The 20218-nt window shown below is 74.9% G+C and carries 15 protein-coding genes; 4 read left to right on the forward strand and 11 right to left on the reverse strand.

Annotated features, from left to right (window positions below):
- Nucleotides 1–108 precede the first annotated feature (108 nt).
- Nucleotides 109–2199, reverse strand: a complete 2091-nt coding sequence (locus tag ACZ7MY_RS14870) for a SpoIIE family protein phosphatase (RefSeq protein ID WP_499601964.1) — start codon at nucleotides 2197–2199, stop codon at nucleotides 109–111.
- 127 nt (nucleotides 2200–2326) lie between these two features.
- Nucleotides 2327–4786: an ATP-binding SpoIIE family protein phosphatase gene (locus ACZ7MY_RS14875; RefSeq protein WP_499601965.1), complete on the reverse strand. Its 2460-nt coding sequence runs from the start codon at nucleotides 4784–4786 to the stop codon at nucleotides 2327–2329.
- Nucleotides 4787–5023: 237 nt separating this feature from the next.
- On the opposite strand from ACZ7MY_RS14875, the gene ACZ7MY_RS14880 reads away from it, so the two are divergent.
- Entirely contained in the window at nucleotides 5024–5926 is a 903-nt protein-coding gene (locus tag ACZ7MY_RS14880) for a hypothetical protein (protein ID WP_499601967.1), read from the forward strand.
- 6 nt (nucleotides 5927–5932) lie between these two features.
- On the opposite strand, the gene ACZ7MY_RS14885 is transcribed toward ACZ7MY_RS14880, so the two are convergent.
- Genes ACZ7MY_RS14885 through ACZ7MY_RS14900 form a run of 4 tightly spaced genes read right to left on the reverse strand, consistent with a single transcriptional unit; the run spans nucleotide 5933 to nucleotide 9098 of the window.
- Nucleotides 5933–7153 carry a PucR family transcriptional regulator gene (locus ACZ7MY_RS14885; protein WP_499601968.1) on the reverse strand — a complete coding sequence of 407 codons (1221 nt, stop codon included), beginning with the start codon at nucleotides 7151–7153 and terminating at the stop codon, nucleotides 5933–5935.
- A 49-nt stretch (nucleotides 7154–7202) separates the two neighbouring features.
- Entirely contained in the window at nucleotides 7203–7511 is a 309-nt protein-coding gene (locus ACZ7MY_RS14890; protein WP_499601969.1) for an AzlD domain-containing protein, read from the reverse strand.
- Nucleotides 7508–8224 (reverse strand): AzlC family ABC transporter permease, encoded by a 717-nt coding sequence (locus ACZ7MY_RS14895; RefSeq protein ID WP_499602015.1) that lies wholly within the window; start codon nucleotides 8222–8224, stop codon nucleotides 7508–7510. Before ACZ7MY_RS14895 ends, ACZ7MY_RS14890 begins: the two co-directional genes overlap by 4 nt.
- A gap of 25 nt (nucleotides 8225–8249) precedes the next feature.
- Complete coding sequence (locus ACZ7MY_RS14900) at nucleotides 8250–9098, reverse strand: AraC family transcriptional regulator (RefSeq protein ID WP_499601970.1); 849 nt, start codon at nucleotides 9096–9098, stop codon at nucleotides 8250–8252.
- Nucleotides 9099–9207: 109 nt separating this feature from the next.
- Between ACZ7MY_RS14900 and ACZ7MY_RS14905 the strand changes: the two genes are divergently transcribed.
- The 3 genes from ACZ7MY_RS14905 to ACZ7MY_RS14915 are packed head-to-tail and all read left to right on the forward strand — an operon-like array spanning nucleotide 9208 to nucleotide 15610.
- Nucleotides 9208–13917, forward strand: a complete 4710-nt coding sequence (locus tag ACZ7MY_RS14905) for an ATP-dependent helicase (RefSeq protein WP_499601971.1) — start codon at nucleotides 9208–9210, stop codon at nucleotides 13915–13917.
- 31 nt (nucleotides 13918–13948) lie between these two features.
- On the forward strand, nucleotides 13949–14776 hold the full coding sequence (locus ACZ7MY_RS14910) for a DNA-formamidopyrimidine glycosylase family protein (protein ID WP_499601972.1): 828 nt from the start codon (nucleotides 13949–13951) through the stop codon (nucleotides 14774–14776).
- 36 nt (nucleotides 14777–14812) lie between these two features.
- Complete coding sequence (locus tag ACZ7MY_RS14915; protein ID WP_499601973.1) at nucleotides 14813–15610, forward strand: SDR family NAD(P)-dependent oxidoreductase; 798 nt, start codon at nucleotides 14813–14815, stop codon at nucleotides 15608–15610.
- A 568-nt stretch (nucleotides 15611–16178) separates the two neighbouring features.
- Here the strand turns inward: ACZ7MY_RS14915 and ACZ7MY_RS14920 are convergent.
- From ACZ7MY_RS14920 to rimO, 5 genes are all read right to left on the reverse strand, one after another.
- A complete protein-coding gene (locus ACZ7MY_RS14920; protein ID WP_499601974.1) occupies nucleotides 16179–16649 on the reverse strand; it encodes a Dps family protein in 471 nt (156 codons plus the stop codon).
- 241 nt (nucleotides 16650–16890) lie between these two features.
- Nucleotides 16891–17274, reverse strand: coding sequence for a helix-turn-helix domain-containing protein (locus ACZ7MY_RS14925; RefSeq protein WP_089228334.1), 384 nt, complete (start codon nucleotides 17272–17274; stop codon nucleotides 16891–16893).
- Nucleotides 17275–17368: 94 nt separating this feature from the next.
- Nucleotides 17369–17911, reverse strand: a complete 543-nt coding sequence (locus tag ACZ7MY_RS14930) for a CinA family protein (protein ID WP_499601975.1) — start codon at nucleotides 17909–17911, stop codon at nucleotides 17369–17371.
- Nucleotides 17908–18645, reverse strand: coding sequence for a CDP-diacylglycerol--glycerol-3-phosphate 3-phosphatidyltransferase (gene pgsA, locus ACZ7MY_RS14935; RefSeq protein WP_499601976.1), 738 nt, complete (start codon nucleotides 18643–18645; stop codon nucleotides 17908–17910). Before pgsA ends, ACZ7MY_RS14930 begins: the two co-directional genes overlap by 4 nt.
- Nucleotides 18642–20126, reverse strand: coding sequence for a 30S ribosomal protein S12 methylthiotransferase RimO (gene rimO / locus ACZ7MY_RS14940; RefSeq protein WP_499601977.1), 1485 nt, complete (start codon nucleotides 20124–20126; stop codon nucleotides 18642–18644). Before rimO ends, pgsA begins: the two co-directional genes overlap by 4 nt.
- Nucleotides 20127–20218 lie beyond the last annotated feature (92 nt).

Consider the following 20218-nt stretch of genomic DNA (forward strand, 5'->3'; position numbering starts at 1 on the left):
CCGTCCGGCCTTTCTGGGAGCGGGGGGTACCCGCCACGTTCCGCCGCCCCGGACGGTGCGTCAAACGGACCGGGACCGTTCGCCTGAACGGGTGCGCCGGCGGGGTCCTCAGACCCGTGGCGGTGGGAGGGCCTGCTCGGTCCAGATGGTCTTGCCGTCCTCCGCGTACCGCGTGCCCCACATGTCGGCGAGCTGGGCGATGATGAACAGCCCGCGGCCGCCCTCGTCCACGGTGCGCGCGTGCAGCAGGTGCGGGGCGGCGGGGCTGGCGTCCTGCACCTCGCAGGTCAGCATGCGGTCGTTGATGACGCGCAGCCGCATCGGTGGACTGCCGTAGCGGAGGGCGTTGGTGACCAGTTCGCTGACGATCAGCTCGGTGTTGAAGGCGGTGTCCTCGTCCGCCCCCCACACGGCGAGCCGGTCGCGGACGAGCCTGCGCGCGGTGGCGACCGCCGTGAGGCCGTCGCCGAGCGGCCAGGCGGCGACGCGGTCCGGCGGGAAGGGGTGGGTGCGGGCCAGCAGGAGCATGGGCACGCCCCGGTCGATGCCGACGGGGAGGGTGTACATGATCTCGTCGCAGAGTTCCTGGAGCGGGCGTCCCCGCCCCGGCGGGACGCCCTTGAGAGGGGTGGAACCGCCGGCCAGGTGCAGGGACAGCACCGGGGAGCTGGTGAAGGCCAGGACGCTGCCCTCGGGGATGTCCAGTTCCGCGGCGGCGAACGGCGCGCCGCCGACGGTGCCCAGCCGCGGTCCGTCCGGGATCTCCGCGATCCGCGCGCTGCCGTCCGGCCGTACGATCACCGGGGCCAGGTGCCCGGCGCGGGCCATGGTGCACCGGCGGGTCAGCGGGTCGTACACGGCGTACACGCAGGCCGCGGTGAGCGCCTCCCGGTGCAGCGGGTCGGCCGCCGGCAGGGTGGCGCGCTCGGCGGCGAGGTGGGTCGTGATGTCGTTGAGCCGGGCCAGCAGTTCGTCGGGCCCCAGGTCGAACGCGCTCAGCGAGCGGATCACGGTGCGCAACTGGCCCATGCCGGCGGTGGCGTGGATGCCCTGCCCGGCGACGTCCCCGACGACCAGCGCGGTGCGGGCGCTGGACAGCGGGATGGTGTCGTACCAGGACCCGGCGGCGCTCTCCCGCGCCGTCGACAGGTAGGCGGTCTCCAGCGCGGTGTGCGACACCGAGCGCCGGGGCAGCAGTTGGCGCTGCACCGTCGCCGCGACGGTGTGCTCCCGGGTGTAGCGGCGGGCGTTGTCGACGCACAGGGCGGTGTGGTCGGCCAGTTGCAGGGCGATCTCGACGTCGTCCTCCGTGAAGGGCTCCAGCCGCTCGGTGCGGTAGAGGCTGATCAGCCCGAGCACGGTGCCGCGCAGCGTCAGCGGCACCGTGAGCAGCGTCCGCGCCCCCGAGGCGCGGATCGCCTCGGCGCGGGCGGGGTCGGTGGCCAGCCACGGCAGTCCGGTGTGCAGCCGCAGCACCCGGGGCCGCAGGTCGGACAGCGCCTGGGTGTACGGGGTCGGGTCGGGCAGGCTCCGCACGTCTCCGACCGGGTACGCCTGGGGCTGCCCCGCCCCCGCGCTGCTGCCGAACGCGGCCCGCCGCAGCGGGGTCCCCCGGGGCAGCGGCGACAGCGGCGGGTCGTCACCGCGCACCACGTCGTCGACGACCTCCACCACCACGATGTCGGCGAAGGCCGGCACCAGGGCGCCGACGAGCTCCTCGCAGGTCACCACCACGTCCAGGGTGCGGCCCACCCGGTCGCGCACCCTGTTCAGCACGCGCAGCCGGGCCCGGCCCTTCTCCCGTTCGGTCACGTCGACGACGGCGAGCGCGACGCCGAGGACCGTCCCGTCCGGGTCCTCCAGACGGAAGACGGACACCGAGTAGGAGTGCTCCGCGCCGTTCCCGGTGACCGCGCGTGTCCTGACGACGTCCTCGATCAGGGGCACTCCCGTCTCCAGCACGCGGCGGACGCGTATCTCCACGTCGTCGGGCGAGACGACGGGATAGGCGTCGCGGAAATAGCGCCCGAGGAGGTCCTCCGGCCGCACCCCGCGCATGGCCGGAGTGCCCATGTTGACGCGGACGACACGCAGGTCCGGGTCGAGGACGTGCAGCCCCACCGGCGACTGGGTGAACAGGGCGCGCAGGATCGCCGCCTCCGCTTCGCCCATGGGGGCGGGTGGGCCGCCGTGCGCCACTGAAACCACCTCCGTCGGCGTGCGCCCGGAGGGGCACCGGACGGACGCCGCCTACGGTCGTCCTCCCAGCTTCGGTGGGAACCACCCGAACCGGCGACCCGGGCGGCCCGGACGCCTGACACGGGCCTCAGGGCTCGGACAGCGGCTGCTCGGCCCAGATGGTCTTCCCGCCCGCGGTGTAGCGGCTGCCCCAGCGGCTGGAGAGCTGGGCGACGAGGAACAGCCCGCGGCCGCCCTCGTCGGACAGCCGGGCGCGGCGCAGCCGGGGCTGGGTCTGGCTCGGGTCGGAGACCTCGCAGACCAGGGTGTCGTCGCGGATCAGGCGCAGGCCGACCGGGGCGCCGCCGTAGCGGATCGCGTTGGTGACCAGCTCGCTGGTGATGAGTTCGGTCGTGAACGACAGGTGCTTGAGGTCCCAGATCTGCAGCTGGCTCTCCACCGCGGTCCTGGCTCGCACCACGACGGCGGGATCGGCGGGGAACTCCCAGGTGGCGACGGACCCCGGCGGCAGCGGGCGCATACGGGCCACCAGCAGCGTGACGTCGTCGCCGGGCGGCTCGGCGAGGAGTTCCTCCAGGATCGCGCGGCCGGTGCGGGTGGGGGTGCGCGTCCCGGTGGGGTCCGCCGCCAGCACCGAGCACAGCCGCCCCAGCCGTTCCCGCGCGGAGCCGTCGGGGTGCGAGATGAGCGGTTCGTTGAAGAACGCGAGCACGCTCGCCGGGGGCACCGCGAAGCCGACCGGCTCGAAGGGCAGGCTGTCCACGCCCAGCGCGGGCCCGGGCTTGAGCCCGATCACCTGGGCGGGGGCGCCGGGCGCGGCGTACACCGGCGGGGGGTGCCCGGCGCTCGCCATCTCGCAGCGGCCCTCGACGGGGTCGTAGACGCAGTACAGGCAGGTGGCGCCGACCGCGCCGCCGCGCGCGGAGCCGTCCTCCTCCTCGCCGTGCGGCGGGGCGACGTCGCCGAGCCTGACGACGAGGTCGTCCATGTGGGCCAGGAGCTCGCCGGGCGGCAGATCGAGGTCGGCCAGGGTCTGCACCGCCGTGCGCAGCCTCCCCATGGTGGCCGCGGCGTTCAGGCCGTGGCCGGTGACGTCACCGCTGACCAGCGCCAGCCGGCTGGAGGACAGCGGGATCACGTCGAACCAGGCGCCGCCGACCGCCTCGGTCGTGCCCGCCGGCACGTAGCTGCCCGCGGTCAGCACCCCGCTGGTCTCGGTGATCGACGGCGGGAGCAGGCTGCGCTGCAGCGCCTCCACGGTGCGGTGCTCCCGCGTGTAGCGGCGGGCGTTGTCCAGGCCCAGGGAGGCCCGTGAGGCCAGCTCCTCGGCGAGTCCGGCGTCACCCGTGCCGTACGGCGGGAGGTCGGCGGTCCGCCACATCATCAGGACGCCGAGCACCAGGCCGCGGGCGATCAGCGGCACGCTGAGGAAGGACGCCGCCGCGTCGGGCAGCAGCAGCCGGCTGCGTTCCAGGTCCCCGGCCAGGCCCTCGCGCCAGGAGGTCAGGTCCGACCTGAAGACGGCGGCGCCCCGGCGCAGGTGGTCGCTCTCCAGGCTGCGCAGCCGGAAACCGGCGCCCCGGGGGTGGATCTCGGCGGGCCACGAGCCGTCGGTGGAGGCCACCGCGACCCTGCGGAAGGGGGCGCCGAGCCGGAACTCGCCGGGCTCCTGGCCGATCAGCACGGTGTGGGTCAGGTCCACCGCGGCCAGGTCGGCGAAGCGGTGGGAGACCAGCACGTCCACGAGCTCCTGCGCGACCCTGGCGACGTCCAGACTGCGGCCGATGCGCTCCGCGGCGGCGTGCATCAACTCCATGCGCTGGCGGGCGGCCTGCTCCTGGGTGACGTCGGTGAAGATGACGGCGACCCCGACGGGCCGGTCGTTCGCGCCGTGCAGCCGGAAGGCGGAGAAGGACGCCACCCGCTTCACGTCGGGCGCCTCCTGGCGCCGGGCGCTGTGCACCCAGTCCACGAGCGGCTCCCCGGTCTCGGCGACGTGCCGGAGCTGTTCCCGGAGTGCGGCCGCGTCCTTGGGGATCAGCACGTCCTCGATGCGCCAATCCACGGGATCGATGGGTGGGCCGGCTCGAGAGGGCAGGTCGATGCCGGGGACGAGGTTGAAGCGGGTGGTCTCCAGCGTCAGGTCGTGGATCGCGAGGCCCACGTGCCGCTGCAGGAAGAGGGCCCTGATCAAGGCCTCGTCCTCCTTGCGGCGTTCGGCCACCGCGCGGCGCGTGGCGGTCACCAGCAGGCCCCCGGCCGGGCCGCCGCCCGCGGCCGTCGCCTGCACCCGCAGCCGCACGGGGACCGCCGTGCCGTCGCCGTGCCGCAGCTCGGCGTCGCACTCCGTCTCGGCGACGCCCGTGGCAGGAACGTGCCGGGCCCACGCCTCGGGCGTCACCAGGAGTGCGGCCACCGGGCGCCCGCACACCGTGTCGGGGGACCGTCCGGTCAGCCCGCGCACCGACCCGGTGCACATGAGGACGTCACCGTGCCCGTCGACGACGAACAGGGCGCAGCTGCCGTCGTGCGGCGAGCCGCGGTGGTCCAGGTCGGTGTGTGCAGTCACCCGGTCGTCCGATGTCATGGGGCCCCCTCCCATTCAACCCCCCGGTGGGCCCGCGCGCGCATCGTCACGACGGGGGTGCGCCGGGGTCCGGATCTCCCCGCCGCCGCGTTTTCCGGCGCATTGGGTGCCGGATGCGCCGGGGGCCGTCAACTCCCGGCGGCTCGTGACCCGTACCGGGGGGCGCGTGGTCGCACGCCAGGGTGCTCCCTGCGCACTTCTGTGTGCAGAGCGCTTACGGAGGCCTACTGTGCGCACATGCCAGCAACCCCGCTAGAACGCGCCGAGCATTTCGTGTGGTTGACCGCACGCGTGCTCGAGCAGCGCAGGTTCGCGTACCACTTCCGGAACGGCCCGGCGGACGCGGTGGAGACCGCGCTGTCCGCGTACCGCAACGCCGACGACGGCTACGGCCACGCCCTCGACCCCGATCTGCGCGGGACGGTCAGCCAGCCCCTGCACGTGGCCCACGCGCTGCGCGTGCTCGACGAGATCGGCAGGTGCGCCGGTCAGCGCGCCGAGCGGATCTGCCGCTACGTGACGGCCGTCTCGACCCCGGAGGGAGCCCTGCCCGCGCTCCACACCTCGCTGCGCGGCTTCCCGGTCGCCCCCTGGCTGCCGGTGGTGGACAGCCCGCCCGGCGACCTGCTGGCCACCGGGCCCGTGGTGGGCGCCCTGCACCGCAACGAGGTGTGGCACGCCTGGCTGTTCCGGGCCACGGACTTCTGCTGGGCGGCGATCGAGACGCTCGACAAGACGCATCCCGGCGAGGCCGTGGCCGCGATGGCGTTCCTGGACCACGCGCCCGACCGCGCGCGGGCCCGGGAGGCCGCGGCACGGCTGGGGCGGATCGTGCGCGAGCAGCGGCTCGTCGTGCTGGACCCCGGACGGTACGGGGAGCGGACGCCGCCGTCCGAGTCCCCCGACGGCGAGCACCGCTTCGCGTACGACTACGCGCGCACCCCGGACTCCCCGGCGCGAGAGTGGTTCACGGACGCCGAGATGGACCGCGCGCTGGACTTCCTGGCGGACACGCAGCGGGACGACGGCGGCTGGCCCGCCCGCCGGCCCGCGTGGGCCCCCGGGACGCTGCTCGAGTGGCGGCCCCTCGTCACCCTCGACGCGCTGCTCACCCTGCGGGCGTACGGGCGCCTGGCCTGAGGTCGCTCACCCGGCGGCGTCGCGCAGCAGCAGCGCGGCCAGCGCCAGGGCCGTACCGTGCGGCGCGGCGAGGTCGAGCCCGGTGAGTTCGCAGATCCGGGCGAGCCGGTTGTCGACGGTGTTGGGGTGCAGCCCCAACTGCCTGGCAGTGCTGCGGCGTTCCTGTCGGCTGCCGAGGTAGGTCCGCAGCGTCTCGACCAGGTCCTGGCGGTCCGCAATCGGGTCGAGCAGGGCGGCTATGCGCCCGCTGCTCTCGTCGCGCCGGGAGAGGTGGTACTCCAGCAGCACGTCGTCGAGCCGGTGCAGCGCCGGCGGCAGCCCGCCCGCGCGGGCCACCCGCAGCACCTCCGAGGCCGTGCGGGCCGCGCCGGGGATGTCCGCCGGCCGGTCGGCCGTCACGGCGGCCAGCCGTACGTCCGGGGAGCAGGCGCGGCGCAACGGGGCGAGCAGCGCTTCGTCGCCGCCCGGCGGCGCCCGGTGGCCGGGGACGACGGCGTGGCCGCCGGTATCGTCGAGCAGGGCCGGGACCTCGGTGCCGAAGGCGCGGTCGAGCGCGGCCTGGGCGCGGCGGGGCCTGCGGTGCGCGGCGCCCGGGGGACGGCCGGCGCTGTCCTCGGGCGGGAAGTGGAGGGCCAGCACCAGGGCGCCGTCCGCCAGGCCCAGCCGCCCGGCGGGGAACCGTTCCGGCGGCAGGGTGCCGTCGAGCAGCGCCCGCACCAGGGCGCGGCGTTCCTCACGGCGTTCGGCGGCGAGCGTGCTCTGCTCGTCCAGGTACGTCTCGGAGACGGCGCCGACGATGCCCTCCTGGAGGCCGATGAGGAGGTCGGCGAGTTCGGCGAGCGCGGCCTCCTCGCCCGGCCGGGCCACCTCGCGCAGCGCCCGCCACAGCACCGCGGTGCCGCGCAGGTGGCTGCGCAGCACCAGGTGCAGGGGCAGCCCCTCCTCGGCGCGCTGCGCGGCGCGTTCCCTGAAGCGGTCGAAGTCGCCCCGCTCCGGCCGTTCCGCGGGGGTGCCGTGGACGACCCGGCGCAGGAAGAGCCGCAGGCCGTGGCGTGCGGTGGCGGCGAGTTCCCCGTCCTTGACGTCGGCCGGCAGCTCGGCGTAGCCGGGGAGGTCGGCGAAGGCACGCGTCGTCATGGAGCGGGCGATCTCGTTCACCTTGTGCTCGCAGCGCGCCGCCAGGGCCCGGGCCGCGTCGGAGAGGACCGGCAGGGCGTCGGCCGCCATCGTCCCACCCCCACTTGCCGCATGTGTTGTGACGGGTCACATTAACCCGTCACCCGGTGACGGTCCGCAGCGCTCCGGTCACCACGACGGCCACGGCGACGACCACCAGGAACGGGGCGCGCAGCAGCAGGGCGACGCCCGCCGCGGCCAGGCCCGCGGCGCGCGCGTCGAGCACCAGGGCGCGGCCGTCCCCGAAGGTCTGCAGTGCGGTGAGGGCGGCCAGCAGGGCGATGGGCAGCAGCGCCGCCAGCCTGCGTACGACGGGACGCTCCAGGAAGCCGGCGGGGACGGACAGGCCCAGCAGCTTGACGGCGTAGCAGCCCAGGGCCGTGACGCCGACGGCGATCCACGTGCTCAACGGTCGGCCTCCTTGCGGCGGGTCACGGCCAGGACGAGGGGCGCGGCCAGGGCGGCGACCAGGACGGGCACCCCCGCGGGCAGCAGGGGCAGGCACAGCAGGGCGAGCGGCACGGCGAGCGCCGCCGTGGCCCGCTCGCGGCGGCCGCGCAGCATCGGCGCGAGCAGCGCGAGGAAGACCGCGGGTCCGGCCGCGTCCAGCCCCCAGTCCGCCGGGTCGCCCAGAGCGGCGGCGCCCAGCGCGCCCAGGAACGTGGTCAGGTTCCACAGCACGTAGAGGCTGGCGCCGGTGACCGTGAAGCCCAGGCGGGCGCTCGCCCGGTCGGGCTGCGCCAGGGCGACGGCGGAGGTCTCGTCGATCACCCATTGCGCCGCCAGGGGCCGCACGGCGCGCGGCAGGCGCAGCAGCCCGGACAGCCGCAGCCCGTAGAAGGCGTTGCGCACCCCCAGGAAGAACGCACCGGCCGCGGCCGCCAGGGGGCTGCCGCCCGCGCCCAGGGCGCCCACGAGCGCGAACTGGGAGGCGCCGGTGAACACCAGCAGGCTGAGCGCGCAGGTCTGCAGAAGGCTCAGCCCGGCCCCGGCCGAGGTCACCCCGAAGGCGAAGCCGGACAGGCCGACGGCCACGCCCACGCCCAGGGCGTCGCGGACCACCGCGGAACGCGGTCTGGCGGAGGACGGTGGAGGCTGCTGCCGGTGCTCTCCGGCTTCCAGGGGTGCTGCGGTCACCCGTCCGACGCTAGGCCGCGCCCTCGGCGCCGTCTTGTACGTTCTTGCGCTCCCGCTGGTACGCGCCCGGCGGCACCCCCACGATCCGCGTGAAGTGGCGGTTCAGATGGGGCTGGTCGGTGAAGCCCACGGCCACCGCGGCCTCGGCCGGAGCCGTCCCGTCGTCCAGCAGACGCCGGGCGCGGCGCACCCGGGCGTCGGTGAGCCAGGCGTGCGGCGGCATGCCGTACAGGTCGCGGAAGCCGCGCAGCAGCGCGAAGGGGCTGGTGCCGAGCCCGGCCGCGAGCTCGGCCAGCGGCGGTGGGTCGGTGAGGCGCGCCTCCAGGATCTGCCGGGCGCGCTCGGCGTTGCGGGCGCCCGCGGTGAGCGGGACGCGCTCCGGCAGCGCTCCCCCGTGGCCGCGCAGCAGCCGCGCGATGGCGAGCCGCATCATGGTGTCGGCGGCGAGCGCGTTGCCCTGGTCGGTGGCCCGCAGCACCTGGGTGACCAGGTGCACGGCGTACGGGTCCTCGGCGACGGCCACGGCGAAGCCCGCCGTCCCGCGGACCGCCGTCGTCTCCGCCGCGACGGAGGCCACGACGTCCGCCCCCGGGTAGAGCACGCTGTACGTCCACCCCTCGGGCACCCCGGCGTGCCCGGTGTGCGCGGTGTCGGGGTTGATCAGCGCCACCGCCCCCGGTCCCGCCCGCTCGATCCTGCCGTGGTGGTGGAAGGCCTCGACGCCCCTGGTGATGCCGGCGATCACAAAGGACTCGTGCGTGTGCCGGACGAAGGTCTTGCGCACGTAGCGCGCCCGCAGGAGGTCGACGTCCGGCAACCCCGGATGCCTCCAGAACCGCGCCCGCTCGTCCGACCCCATCGCACCATTCTGCGCCGTCCCCCGCCCGTCCCCTCCGGTCCCGCCCGGAAAGCCGGTGCCGGCACGGAGTGGGGGCGGTTTGTCAGTGCGGCGAGGCAGGATGGATGGCATGTCGCGACGGAGCACCGGAGGCACCCCGCAGGAGCAGGATCCCGCGGGGGCCCTCGACGCGTTCGCCCCCGCCACGCGTGCGTGGTTCACGGGGGCCTTCAACGCGCCCACCGCCGCCCAGGCGGGGGCGTGGCGGGCGATCGCCGGCGGGTCGGACGTGCTCGTGGTGGCCCCCACCGGCTCCGGGAAGACGCTCGCGGCGTTCCTCGCCGCCCTGGACCGGCTGGCGTCGACGCCACCGCCCGCCGAGGCCAAGCGCCGCTGCCGCGTGCTGTACGTGTCGCCGCTGAAGGCCCTCGCCGTCGACGTGGAGCGGAACCTGCGCAGCCCGCTGACGGGTCTGCGACACGAGTCCGTACGGCTGGGGCTGCCGGAGCCGGAGGTGCGGGTGGGGATCCGCTCGGGCGACACCCCGGCCGCCGAGCGGCGCGCGCTCGCGACCCGCCCGCCGGACATCCTGATCACGACCCCCGAGTCGCTGTTCCTGATGCTGACCTCCTCGACGAGGGAGTCGTTGCGCGGCGTCGAGACCGTGATCCTGGACGAGGTGCACGCCGTCGCCGGGACGAAGCGGGGCGCGCATCTGGCGCTGTCGCTGGAGCGGCTGGACGAGTTGCTGGAGCGCCCCGCGCGGCGGATCGGCCTGTCGGCGACGGTCCGCCCGGTGGACGAGGTGGCGCGCTTCCTGTCGCCGCAGCGCAAGGTGACGGTCGTCCAGCCGCCGTCGCAGAAGGAGTTCGACCTGTCGGTGGTCGTCCCCGTCGAGGACCTGGGCGAGCTCGGCGGCTCGCCTGCCACCGAGGGCGACGACCCGCGGCCGTCGATCTGGCCGCACGTCGAGGAACGCATCGCCGACCTGGTGCAGGACCACCGCTCCACCATCGTCTTCGCCAACTCGCGCCGCCTGGCCGAGCGGTTGTGCAACCGGCTCAACGAGATCGCGTACGCGCGGGCCACCGGCGAGCCCCTGCCCGAGGGGGCGCCGCCCGCGGAGATCATGGCGCAGTCCGGTGCGGCGCAGGGGGCGCCGCCGGTGCTGGCCAGGGCGCACCACGGCTCGGTCTCCAAGGAGCAGCGCGCCCTGGTCGAGGAGGACCTCAAGGCCGGGCGGCTGCCGGCCGTCGTCGCCACGTCCAGCCTGGAGCTGGGCATCGACATGGGTGCGGTCGACCTGGTCGTGCAGGTGGAGTCGCCGCCGTCGGTGGCGTCCGGGCTGCAGCGGGTGGGCCGGGCCGGGCATCAGGTGGGGGCGGTCTCGACGGGCGTGGTCTTCCCCAAGTACCGCGGCGACCTGGTGCAGTCGGCTGTCGTCACGGAGCGGATGCGGGAGGGCGCCATCGAGGCGCTGCGCGTCCCGGCCAACCCCCTGGACGTCCTGGCGCAGCAACTGGTCGCGATGACGGCGCTGGACACGTGGGACGTCGACGAACTGCTGGCGGTGGTGCGCCGGGCCGCGCCCTTCGCGGCGCTGCCGCACTCGGCGTTCACCGCGGTGCTGGACATGCTGGCCGGGCGCTACCCGTCCGACGCCTTCGCCGAGCTGCGCCCGCGCGTGGTGTGGGACCGGGTGGCGAACACCGTGTCGGGCCGGCCGGGCGCGCAGCGTCTGGCGGTCACCTCGGGCGGCACGATCCCCGACCGCGGGCTGTTCGGGGTGTTCCTGGCCGGCGCCGACCCGAAGAAGGGCGGCGGCCGGGTCGGTGAGCTGGACGAGGAGATGGTCTACGAGTCCCGGGTGGGCGACGTCTTCACCCTGGGCACGACCTCGTGGCGGATCGAGGACATCACCCGCGACCGGGTGCTGGTCTCGCCCGCCCCGGGGGTGCCGGGGCGGCTGCCGTTCTGGAAGGGCGACCAGCTGGGCCGTCCGCTGGAGCTGGGCCGCGCGCTCGGCGCCTTCCTGCGCGAGGTCGCCGCCCTGGCGCCGGAGAAGGGCCGGGCACGGCTGGCCGCGGCGGGCCTCGACCCGTGGGCGGTCGACAATGTGCTGGCCTACCTGGAGGAACAGCGCAAGGCCTGCGGCCACGTACCCGACGACCGCACCATCGTGGTGGAGCGCTTCCGCGACGAGCTGGGCGACTGGCGGGTGGTCGTCCACTCCCCCTTCGGCGCCCAGGTCCACGCTCCGTGGGCGCTCGCGCTGGGCGCCCGGCTCGGTGAGCGGTACGGCTTCGACGCGCAGGTGATGCACGCCGACGACGGCATCGTGCTGCGCCTGCCGGACGCGGACCTGATGGGCCTTGACCTGCTGGACGTGGACCCGGCCCGGCAGGGCGCCGAGTACGACACGGAGCAGTCACCGGTCGGTGCCGCGGACGTCGCCTTCGACAAGGGCGAGGTGGAGCAGCTGGTCACCGACCAGGTCGGCGGTTCCGCGCTGTTCGCGTCCCGCTTCCGGGAGTGCGCGGCCCGGGCGCTGCTGCTGCCCCGCCGCGACCCGGGCCGGCGCACCCCGCTGTGGCAGCAGCGCCAGCGGGCCGCGCAGTTGCTCCAGGTGGCCTCGGAGTTCGGTTCGTTCCCGATCGTGCTGGAGGCCGTCCGCGAGTGCCTGCAGGACGTCTTCGACGTCCCCGGGCTGGTCGAGCTGATGGGCGACATCGAGTCCCGCAAGGTGCGGCTGGTCGAGGTGACGACGCCCGAGCCGTCGCCGTTCGCCAAGTCGCTGCTCTTCGGTTACGTCGCGCAGTTCCTGTACGAGGGCGACTCGCCGCTGGCCGAGCGGCGCGCCGCGGCGCTCTCGCTGGACTCCCGGCTGCTCGCGGAGCTGCTGGGCCAGGCCGAGCTGCGCGAACTGCTCGACGCCGACGTCATGGTGGAGCTGGAGAGCGAGCTGCAGTGGCTCACCGAGGACCGGCGGATCAAGGGCCCCGAGGGCGTCGCCGACCTGCTGCGGGTGCTGGGCCCGCTGGACGACGCCGAGCTGGCGGCGCGGGGAGCGGAGCCGGGCTGGGCGGCCGGGCTGGAGGGCGCGCGCCGGGCGATCAGGGTCCGTGTCGCGGGCGCCGACCGCTGGGCCGCCGTGGAGGACGCCGGGCGGCTGCGGGACGCGCTCGGCACCGCGCTGCCCGTCGGGGTGCCGGAGGCCTTCACCGAGCCCGTCAAGGACCCCCTGGCGGATCTGCTGGCCCGCTACGCCCGTACCCACGGCCCGTTCACCTCGGCCGAGGCCGCCCACCGCTTCGGTCTGGGCACCGCCGTCGCCGACGGCACCCTGCACCGGCTCGCCGCGTCCGGCCGGGTCGTCCAGGGTGAGTTCCGGCCGGGCGGCGCGGGCCACGAGTGGTGCGACGCCGGCGTGCTGCGGCGGCTGCGGCGGCGCTCGCTGGCGGCGCTGCGGCACGAACTGGAACCCGTGCCGCCGACCACCCTGGCCACCTTCCTGCCGCAGTGGCAGCACGTGGGCACGCACGGCCTGCGCGGCGTCGACGGCCTGGTGCGGGCCGTGGAGCAGCTCCAGGGCGCCGCGGTGCCCGCCTCGGCCCTGGAGAAGCTCGTCCTGCCGGCCCGCGTGGCGGACTACACCCCGGCGATGCTGGACGAGCTCACCTCGGCGGGCGAGATCGTGTGGGCCGGGGCCGGCGCCCTGCAGGGCAAGGACGGCTGGCTGGCGCTGTACCTCGCCGACACCGCCCCCCTGCTGCTGCCCCAGCCGCAGCCCCTGGAGCTCTCCCCGGTGCACCACGCCGTCCTGGACGGGCTCTCCGGCGGCTACGGACTGTTCTTCCGGCAGCTCTCCGAACAGGTCCGCGCCGCCGGGCACGAGCTGTCCGATCCGGAACTCGCCGAGGTGGTCTGGGAACTGGCCTGGTCGGGCCGGCTGACCAACGACACCCTCGCACCGCTGCGCGCCCTGCTCGGCTCCGGCCGTACGGCGGGCTCCACCGCGCACCGGGCGCCGCGCGCGGTGCCCCGCGGCCGCTACGGCGCCTTCACGGCGCGTACCGGCCGCCCCGCGCCCCGGGTGACGGCCTCGCGGGGCGGCCCGCCGACGACCGCCGGTCGCTGGTCCCTGGTGCCGGCCGTGGAGTCCGACGCGACGCACCGGGCGCACGCGCTCACCCACACCCTGCTCGACCGGCACGGCGTCGTCACCCGGGGCGCGGTGGCCGCCGAGGGCGTGGAGGGCGGCTTCTCGGCCGCGTACCGCGTGCTGTCGGCCTTCGAGGAGACCGGCCAGGCGCGCCGCGGCTACGTCGTGGAGGGCCTGGGCGCGGCCCAGTTCGCGATGGACGGGGCCGTGGACCGCCTGCGGGCCATCAGCAACGCGCGGGATCGCGAGGACGCCCGGCACGACAAGGCCCGCACCGTGGTGCTGGCCGCCGCCGACCCGGCCAACGCCTACGGTGCCGCCCTGCCCTGGCCCGAGCAGCCCGCGGGGGTGACCCACCGGCCGGGACGCAAGGCGGGGGCCCTGGTCGTCCTGGTCGACGGGGAGCTCACGCTGTACGTGGAACGCGGCGGCAAGACGCTGCTGGCCTGGCCCGGCCCGTCCGGGGCGGAGGGCGACGGAGGGGGAGGCGGCGGCGCGGACGCGGAGCGGTTGCAGGCGGCCGCCGACGCGCTCGCCCTGGCCGTACGGGACGGCGCGCTCGGCCGGCTCACGGTGGAGCGCACCAACGGCGAGTCCGCTCTCACCTCGGTGCTCGGCCGCGCCCTGGAGGCGGCCGGCTTCCACGCGACACCCCGCGGCCTACGGCTGCGGGCCTGACCGGGAACCACAGACAGGAACAGGGGGATCCGTGCCCGAGGGCGACACGATCTGGCTGGCCGCGCACCGGCTGCACTGGGCGCTGGCGGGGCACGTGCTGCTCCGGGCCGATCTGCGCGTGCCCCGGCTGGCGACGGCCGACCTGTCGGGACGCCGTGTGGAGGAGGTCGTGGCCCGCGGCAAGCACCTGCTGATCCGGGTCGAGGGCGGGCTGAGCCTCCACTCGCACCTGCGCATGGACGGTTCCTGGCAGTTGTACGCGCCGGGTGAGCGCTGGCGGGGCGGCCCCGACCACCAGGTCAGGGCGGTCCTCGCCAACGCCGAGCGGGTCGCGGTCGGTTACCGGCTGCCCGTCCTGGAGCTGCTGCGCACCACCGAGGAGGACCGGGCGGTCGGCCACCTCGGCCCGGATCTGCTCGGCCCGGACTGGGATCCGCAGGAGGCGCTGCGCCGGCTGACCGCCGACCCGGCGCGGCCGGTCGGGGACGCGCTGCTGGACCAGCGCAATCTCGCCGGCATAGGCAACGTCTACAAATGCGAGTTGTGCTTCCTGCGCGGCGTCACGCCCTGGATGCCGGTCGGCGAGGTCGCCGAGCCCGAGCGGATGGTCGAGCTCGCCAGGAAACTGCTGCAGGCCAACAAGACCCGGCACGGCCACATCACCACCGGCGACACCCGGCGCGGCCGGACGCACTGGGTGTACGGCCGCGGCCGGCACGAGTGCCTGCGCTGCGGGACGGCGATCCGCGCCGCCGAACTGGGGCCGACCGGCCAGACCCGGGTGACGTACTGGTGCCCGCGCTGCCAGCGCGGTCCCGCACCCGCGCCCGCGCCCGCCCCGGGGCCACGGTCATACTGATTGACGGGCCGTCAGATCCGGTCGTACCGTCGCCGCATGACCGTACCGGCGTACGACCTCACCGGGCGCACCGCCCTGGTCACCGGCGCCGCCGGCGGGATCGGCAGGGCCTCGGCGCTGCTGCTGGCCCAGGCCGGGGCCACCGTCGTCTGCGCGGACGTGGACGGGCCCGGCGTCCGGCACACCGCCGAGCTGGCCGTGAAGGCCGGCGGCGCGGCGGAGGCCCGCACCGTGGACGTCACCGACCGCGCGCAGGTGGCGGAGGCCGTCGCGGCCACGGTGGCCGCCCACGGCCGGCTGGACGTACTGGCGGCCATCGCCGGCGTCATGCACTCCAGCACCGTCCTGGAGACCGACGACGCCGACCTGGACCGGGTGCTGTCGGTGAACTTCAAGGGGGTACTGCACTGCGCCCGCGAGGCCGCCCGCCCGATGGCGGAGCGCGGTGCCGGCAGCATCGTCACCATGGCCTCCGGCGCCATCGACACCGGCGCCCGCGGGCTGCTCTGCTACAGCGTCTCCAAGGCCGCCGTCGTCCAGCTCACCCGGACCCTGGCCACGGAGCTGGGGCCCCGCGGGGTCCGGGCCAACGCCGTGGCGCCCGGCTTCGTCCGCACGCCGATGACGAGCCACTACGGCACCGGCCCGGACGGCCGCTTCGACGAGCGTGCCCAGGCCCGCGCCGAGGAGGCGCTGGTGCGCGCCGCGCCCCTGGGCCGCGTGGGCGACCCGCTGGACGTGGCGCACACCGTGCTCTTCCTGGCCTCCGACGCCTCAGCCTTCACGACCGGCCAGATCCTGCGCCCCAACGGGGGCGTCGTCATGCCCTGGTAGTGACTGACTTCGGGGTCCTGGGAGTCTTCCCGGCAGCCCTCCCGGCACCGGGCCCTCAACCTCACGGACGGCCGCCCCGCGGGCGGAGCGGGCGGATGACGATCCCCGTGACCACCGCGCCGTGTGCAGGGGGACGATGCTCAGTCCCCAGCCCCCGGCGACGACCAGGCCCTCGAAGGAGCCTGCCTGCGCGGGCTGGACGACGAGCCTCACCAGGGCCCACCACCACACCACACCCGCGACCAAAGCGATCGCCCAGCGGACCGGCCGCCGGGCCCACAGCTCGTGAAACAGGCGGAGAACAAGCATGGCCGCCTCCTTCGGAGCCCCGAGGTTGCGGCGGGAATCACCAGGGACCCAATCCCGGGCTTTCCCCGTACACAGGTGCGATCCCCTGCCCACAAGATCTCTAGACCTCCGCCGCCCCACCCCGCACGACGTTCACCCGGAAGGAGTACACGTACGGCTACTACCTGCGACATTCCGCGGCCCGAGGGCAACCCACGGCGACGGACACCGGGGCACGGACGGACCCGCCAGACCCGACGGAGCCGACGGACCCGACCGCCTAGACGTTCTCGGCCTGGAACATCCAGTGGTGCTTCTCGAGCTCGGCGGCGAGGCCGATCAGGATGTCCTGGCTCACGGGATCGGGCTTCTCCGTCGCCACGATCCCCTCGCGCACCCGCCGGATGACGGCGTCGAGCCCGGCGATCATGACCGCGACCACCTTCTCGTCCTTGATCCAGCCGTCCGGCACCTCGTCGATCCTGCTGCTCTTGGACACCGTCCCGGCGCGCCCGTCCGGCGTCACCCCGATCGCGGCCGCCCGTTCCGCGACGGTGTCGGCGTAGGTCCGCGCGGTGGTGACCACGTCGTCGAGCTGGAGGTGGACCGACCGGAACCGTGCCCCGACCACGTTCCAGTGCACCTGCTTGGCGACGAGCGACAGGTCGATGAGGTCGCTGAGGGTGTGCTGCAGGGCCTCGCCCACGATCTTGCGGTCGGCCTCGGGCAGCGTGCTCTTCACGACGGTCATGCTGCTCCTCCTCGGGAATTGCCTGGTGTCGCGGGACCACCTCCACGGCGGCCCCGCCACAAGGGCGCCTTCCCCGGATCAGCGGGCCAAACGCGGACCGGAACGCAGACGGGTACGCACACCGACCGCGGACCGGCCGCAGACCGACAGCAGCCCCCACGCAGCCCGCACGCGGACACGCCGTGGCCCCGGCCGGTTCGCGCACCGGCCGGGGCCACGGTGGGGAACTGCTTGGTGTCGCTCAGGCCGCGACGACGTCCACGGCCTCGGTGGGCGCCTTCGGCGCCTTGATGGTGACCCGCTCGTCCGGACCGGACGGTACGGACGGAACCGCGCCCAGCAGCGGCCGCATAGGCGCGGCTGCCGACTCGACAGCAGCCGACTCGGCGAGTTCGGCAAGCGCCAGATCGTCGCTGACCTCCCGCATCACCTCGGACATCGGGACGTCCAAGGCGTCACAGATCGCGGAGAGCAGTTCGGAGGAAGCCTCCTTCTGCCCTCGTTCGACCTCCGACAGATAGCCCAGGGAGACCCGGGCGGATGAGGAGACCTCACGCAGGGTGCGGCCCTGACGCTGGCGCTGCCGACGCAGCACGTCACCGAGCAGGCGACGGAGCAGAATCATCGGTGGCTCCCTCCTCGGACCGCGAATTCGCAACCTTCTTGCCCCACCGTACCGCCTCCGACACCGGCCGTGCGGGGAGCGATGACGTGTTCACTCAGGGCTGCAAACATCCCTGCCCCCCGCTGTCTTCCCTACCCTTCGCCGCCGGGGATTCGCCGGGTGTTCCCCGGCCCGTCAGAAGCGTCTGCTGCAAGAGGGTCAGAACGGCGTTCACGGTGGTGGTACGGATGGCGGCACGGTCGCCGTTCAACTGCAGTCTCTCGCACCACGAGCCGGTCGGCCCGGCGACCGCCACGAAGACCGTCCCCACCGGCTGCCCGTCCTGTGGGTCGGGGCCCGCGACACCGGTGGTGGCGAGCCCCCAGTCGGCGCGCAGCACGCGCCGCACGCCCTCCGCCATCCCCCGCGCGACGTCCGGGTCGACGGCTCCGCGTTCGGCCAGCAGCGTGCCGTCCACGCCCAGCACGTCCCGCTTGAGCTCAGTGGCGTAGGCGGTGACCGAGCCGCGGAAGGACCGGGAGGCGCCCGGTACCGAGGTCAGCTCCGCCGCCACCAGGCCGCCGGTCAGCGACTCGGCGACGGCGAGCCACTCCTGCCGCGTCTCCAGCAGTCCCAGGACCTCGGCGGCGGCGTTCACGCGCCCTGTCCCTGCTCCTCCGGGAGCGCCGGCGGGACGTCGTCCGCGGGCTCCCCCTCAGTCCCGTCCGCAGTCCCGTCCGCCCGGCGCGCGGCGGCCGTGCGCTGCGCCGCGAGCCCGGCCCGGCGCATGACGACCGCCTGGCGCACGTAGTCCAGGCCCGTCACGACCGTGAGCACCACCGCGGCGCCCATCAGCACCGCCCGCAGCGTCGCCAGCGGCCCGGTGAGGACCAGGATGTACATGCCGACGGCGACGCCCTGGGTGAGCGTCTTCAGCTTGCCGCCGCGGCTGGCCGGGATGACACCCCAGCGGATCACCCAGAACCGCATCAGGGTGATGCCCAGCTCACGGAAGAGGATCACCGCGGTGACCCACCACGGCAGGTCCCCGAGGGTGGACAGCCCGATCAGCGCCGCACCCATGATCGCCTTGTCGGCGATCGGGTCGGCGATCTTGCCGAAGTCGGTGACCAGCCCGTAGCGGCGGGCCAGCTCGCCGTCGAAGAGGTCGGTGATCATGGCGATGGCGAACGCGGCCCACGCGAAGGAGCGCCAGGCCGGGTCGTGGCCGTCCTCGTGCACCAGCAGCGCGACGAAGCCCGGCACCAGCAGCAGCCGCACCATCGTCAGGACGTTGGCGATGTTCCACAGCGACGGCCGCCGGACCGCGGTCGCCGGGACGGCGGGTGCGGACCGGTGGTCGCCGGCGGCGGACGCCGGGACTCCCGTCATCTGCGCGCCTCCTCCGTCGTGCCGAGCGGCTCCGCGACGAGGTCGACGCCTTCGGTGTCCACCACCTTCGCCGCGACGAACGTACCGGGCGCCAGGCCCGCGTGGGAGGTCAGGACGACCTGGCCGTCGGTCTCCGGCGCCTGGTGGGCGCCCCGGCCGACCGCCCCCTCCTCCTCGTCGACGGACTCGACGAGCACCTGCACCGTCGAGCCCAGCCGCTCCTCGGCACGCTGCGCGGTCAGCTCCTCGGCCAGCCGGGACACCCGGGCCAGCCGCTCGGCGACCACGTCCTCGTCGAGCTTGTCCTCGTAGCCGGCCGCCTCCGTGCCCTCCTCGTCGGAGTAGCCGAAGACGCCGATGGCGTCCAGTCTTGCGGCGCCGAGGAAGCGCTCCAGCTCCTCCAGGTCCGCCTCGGACTCGCCCGGGAAGCCGACGATGAAGTTGGAGCGGACCCCGGCCTCCGGCGCCTTGGAGCGGATGGTGTCCAGCAGCTCCAGGAAGCGCCCGGTGTCGCCGAAGCGGCGCATCGCGCGCAGCACCCCGGGGGCGGAGTGCTGGAAGGACAGGTCGAAGTACGGGGCGACCTTCGGCGTCGAGGTCAGCACGTCGATCAGGCCCGGGCGCATCTCTGCCGGCTGCAGGTAGCTGACCCGGATCCGCTCGATGCCGTCGACGGCGGCCAGTTCCGGCAGCAGCGTCTCCAGCAGCCGGATGTCGCCGAGGTCCTTGCCGTACGAGGTGTTGTTCTCGCTGACCAGCATGACCTCCTTGACGCCCTGCTCGGCCAGCCAGCGGGTCTCGCCGAGGACGTCCGAGGGGCGGCGGGAGATGAACGACCCCCGGAAGGACGGGATGGCGCAGAAGGAGCAGCGGCGGTCGCAGCCGGAGGCGAGCTTCACCGAGGCGACCGGACTGCTGTCCAGACGGCGGCGGAGCGGGGCACGCGGCCCCGAGGCGGGGGCGACGCCCTCGGGCAGGTCCTCGGGGGCGGGAGCGGGCTCCTCGGCGGTCTGCGCGTGGCCGGGCAGCGCGACCTCGCCGGCGGCCTGCCGGGCGGCCGGGCTGATCGGCAGCAGCTTGCGGCGGTCACGCGGGGTGTGCGAGGCGTGGACGCCGCCGGAGAGGATCGTCTGCAGGCGGTCGGAGATGTTCGCGTAGTCGTCGAAGCCGAGCACGCCGTCGGCCTCGGGCAGGGCCTCGGCCAGCTCCTTGCCGTAGCGCTCGGCCATGCAGCCGACCGCGACGACGGCCTGGGTGCGCCCCCGGCCCTTGAGGTCGTTGGCCTCCAGCAGGGCGTCGACGGAGTCCTTCTTGGCGGCCTCGACGAAGCCACAGGTGTTCACGACGGCCACGTCTGCGACGGCGGCGTCCTCGACGAGCTGCCACCCGTCCGCCGCCAGACGGCCGGCGAGCTCCTCGGAATCCACCTCGTTACGGGCGCAGCCGAGCGTGACAAGAGCGACGGTACGGGGTTCGGACATAGGCTCAGCCTACTTTGTCCCTGACGGGGCTCCGACGCGCAGCGGCGCCCGGCGCGGGGACTGGTGTCCCGCGCCGGGCGCCGCCGTGCCGT

This window comes from Streptomyces sp. NPDC111520 (assembly GCF_055635295.1).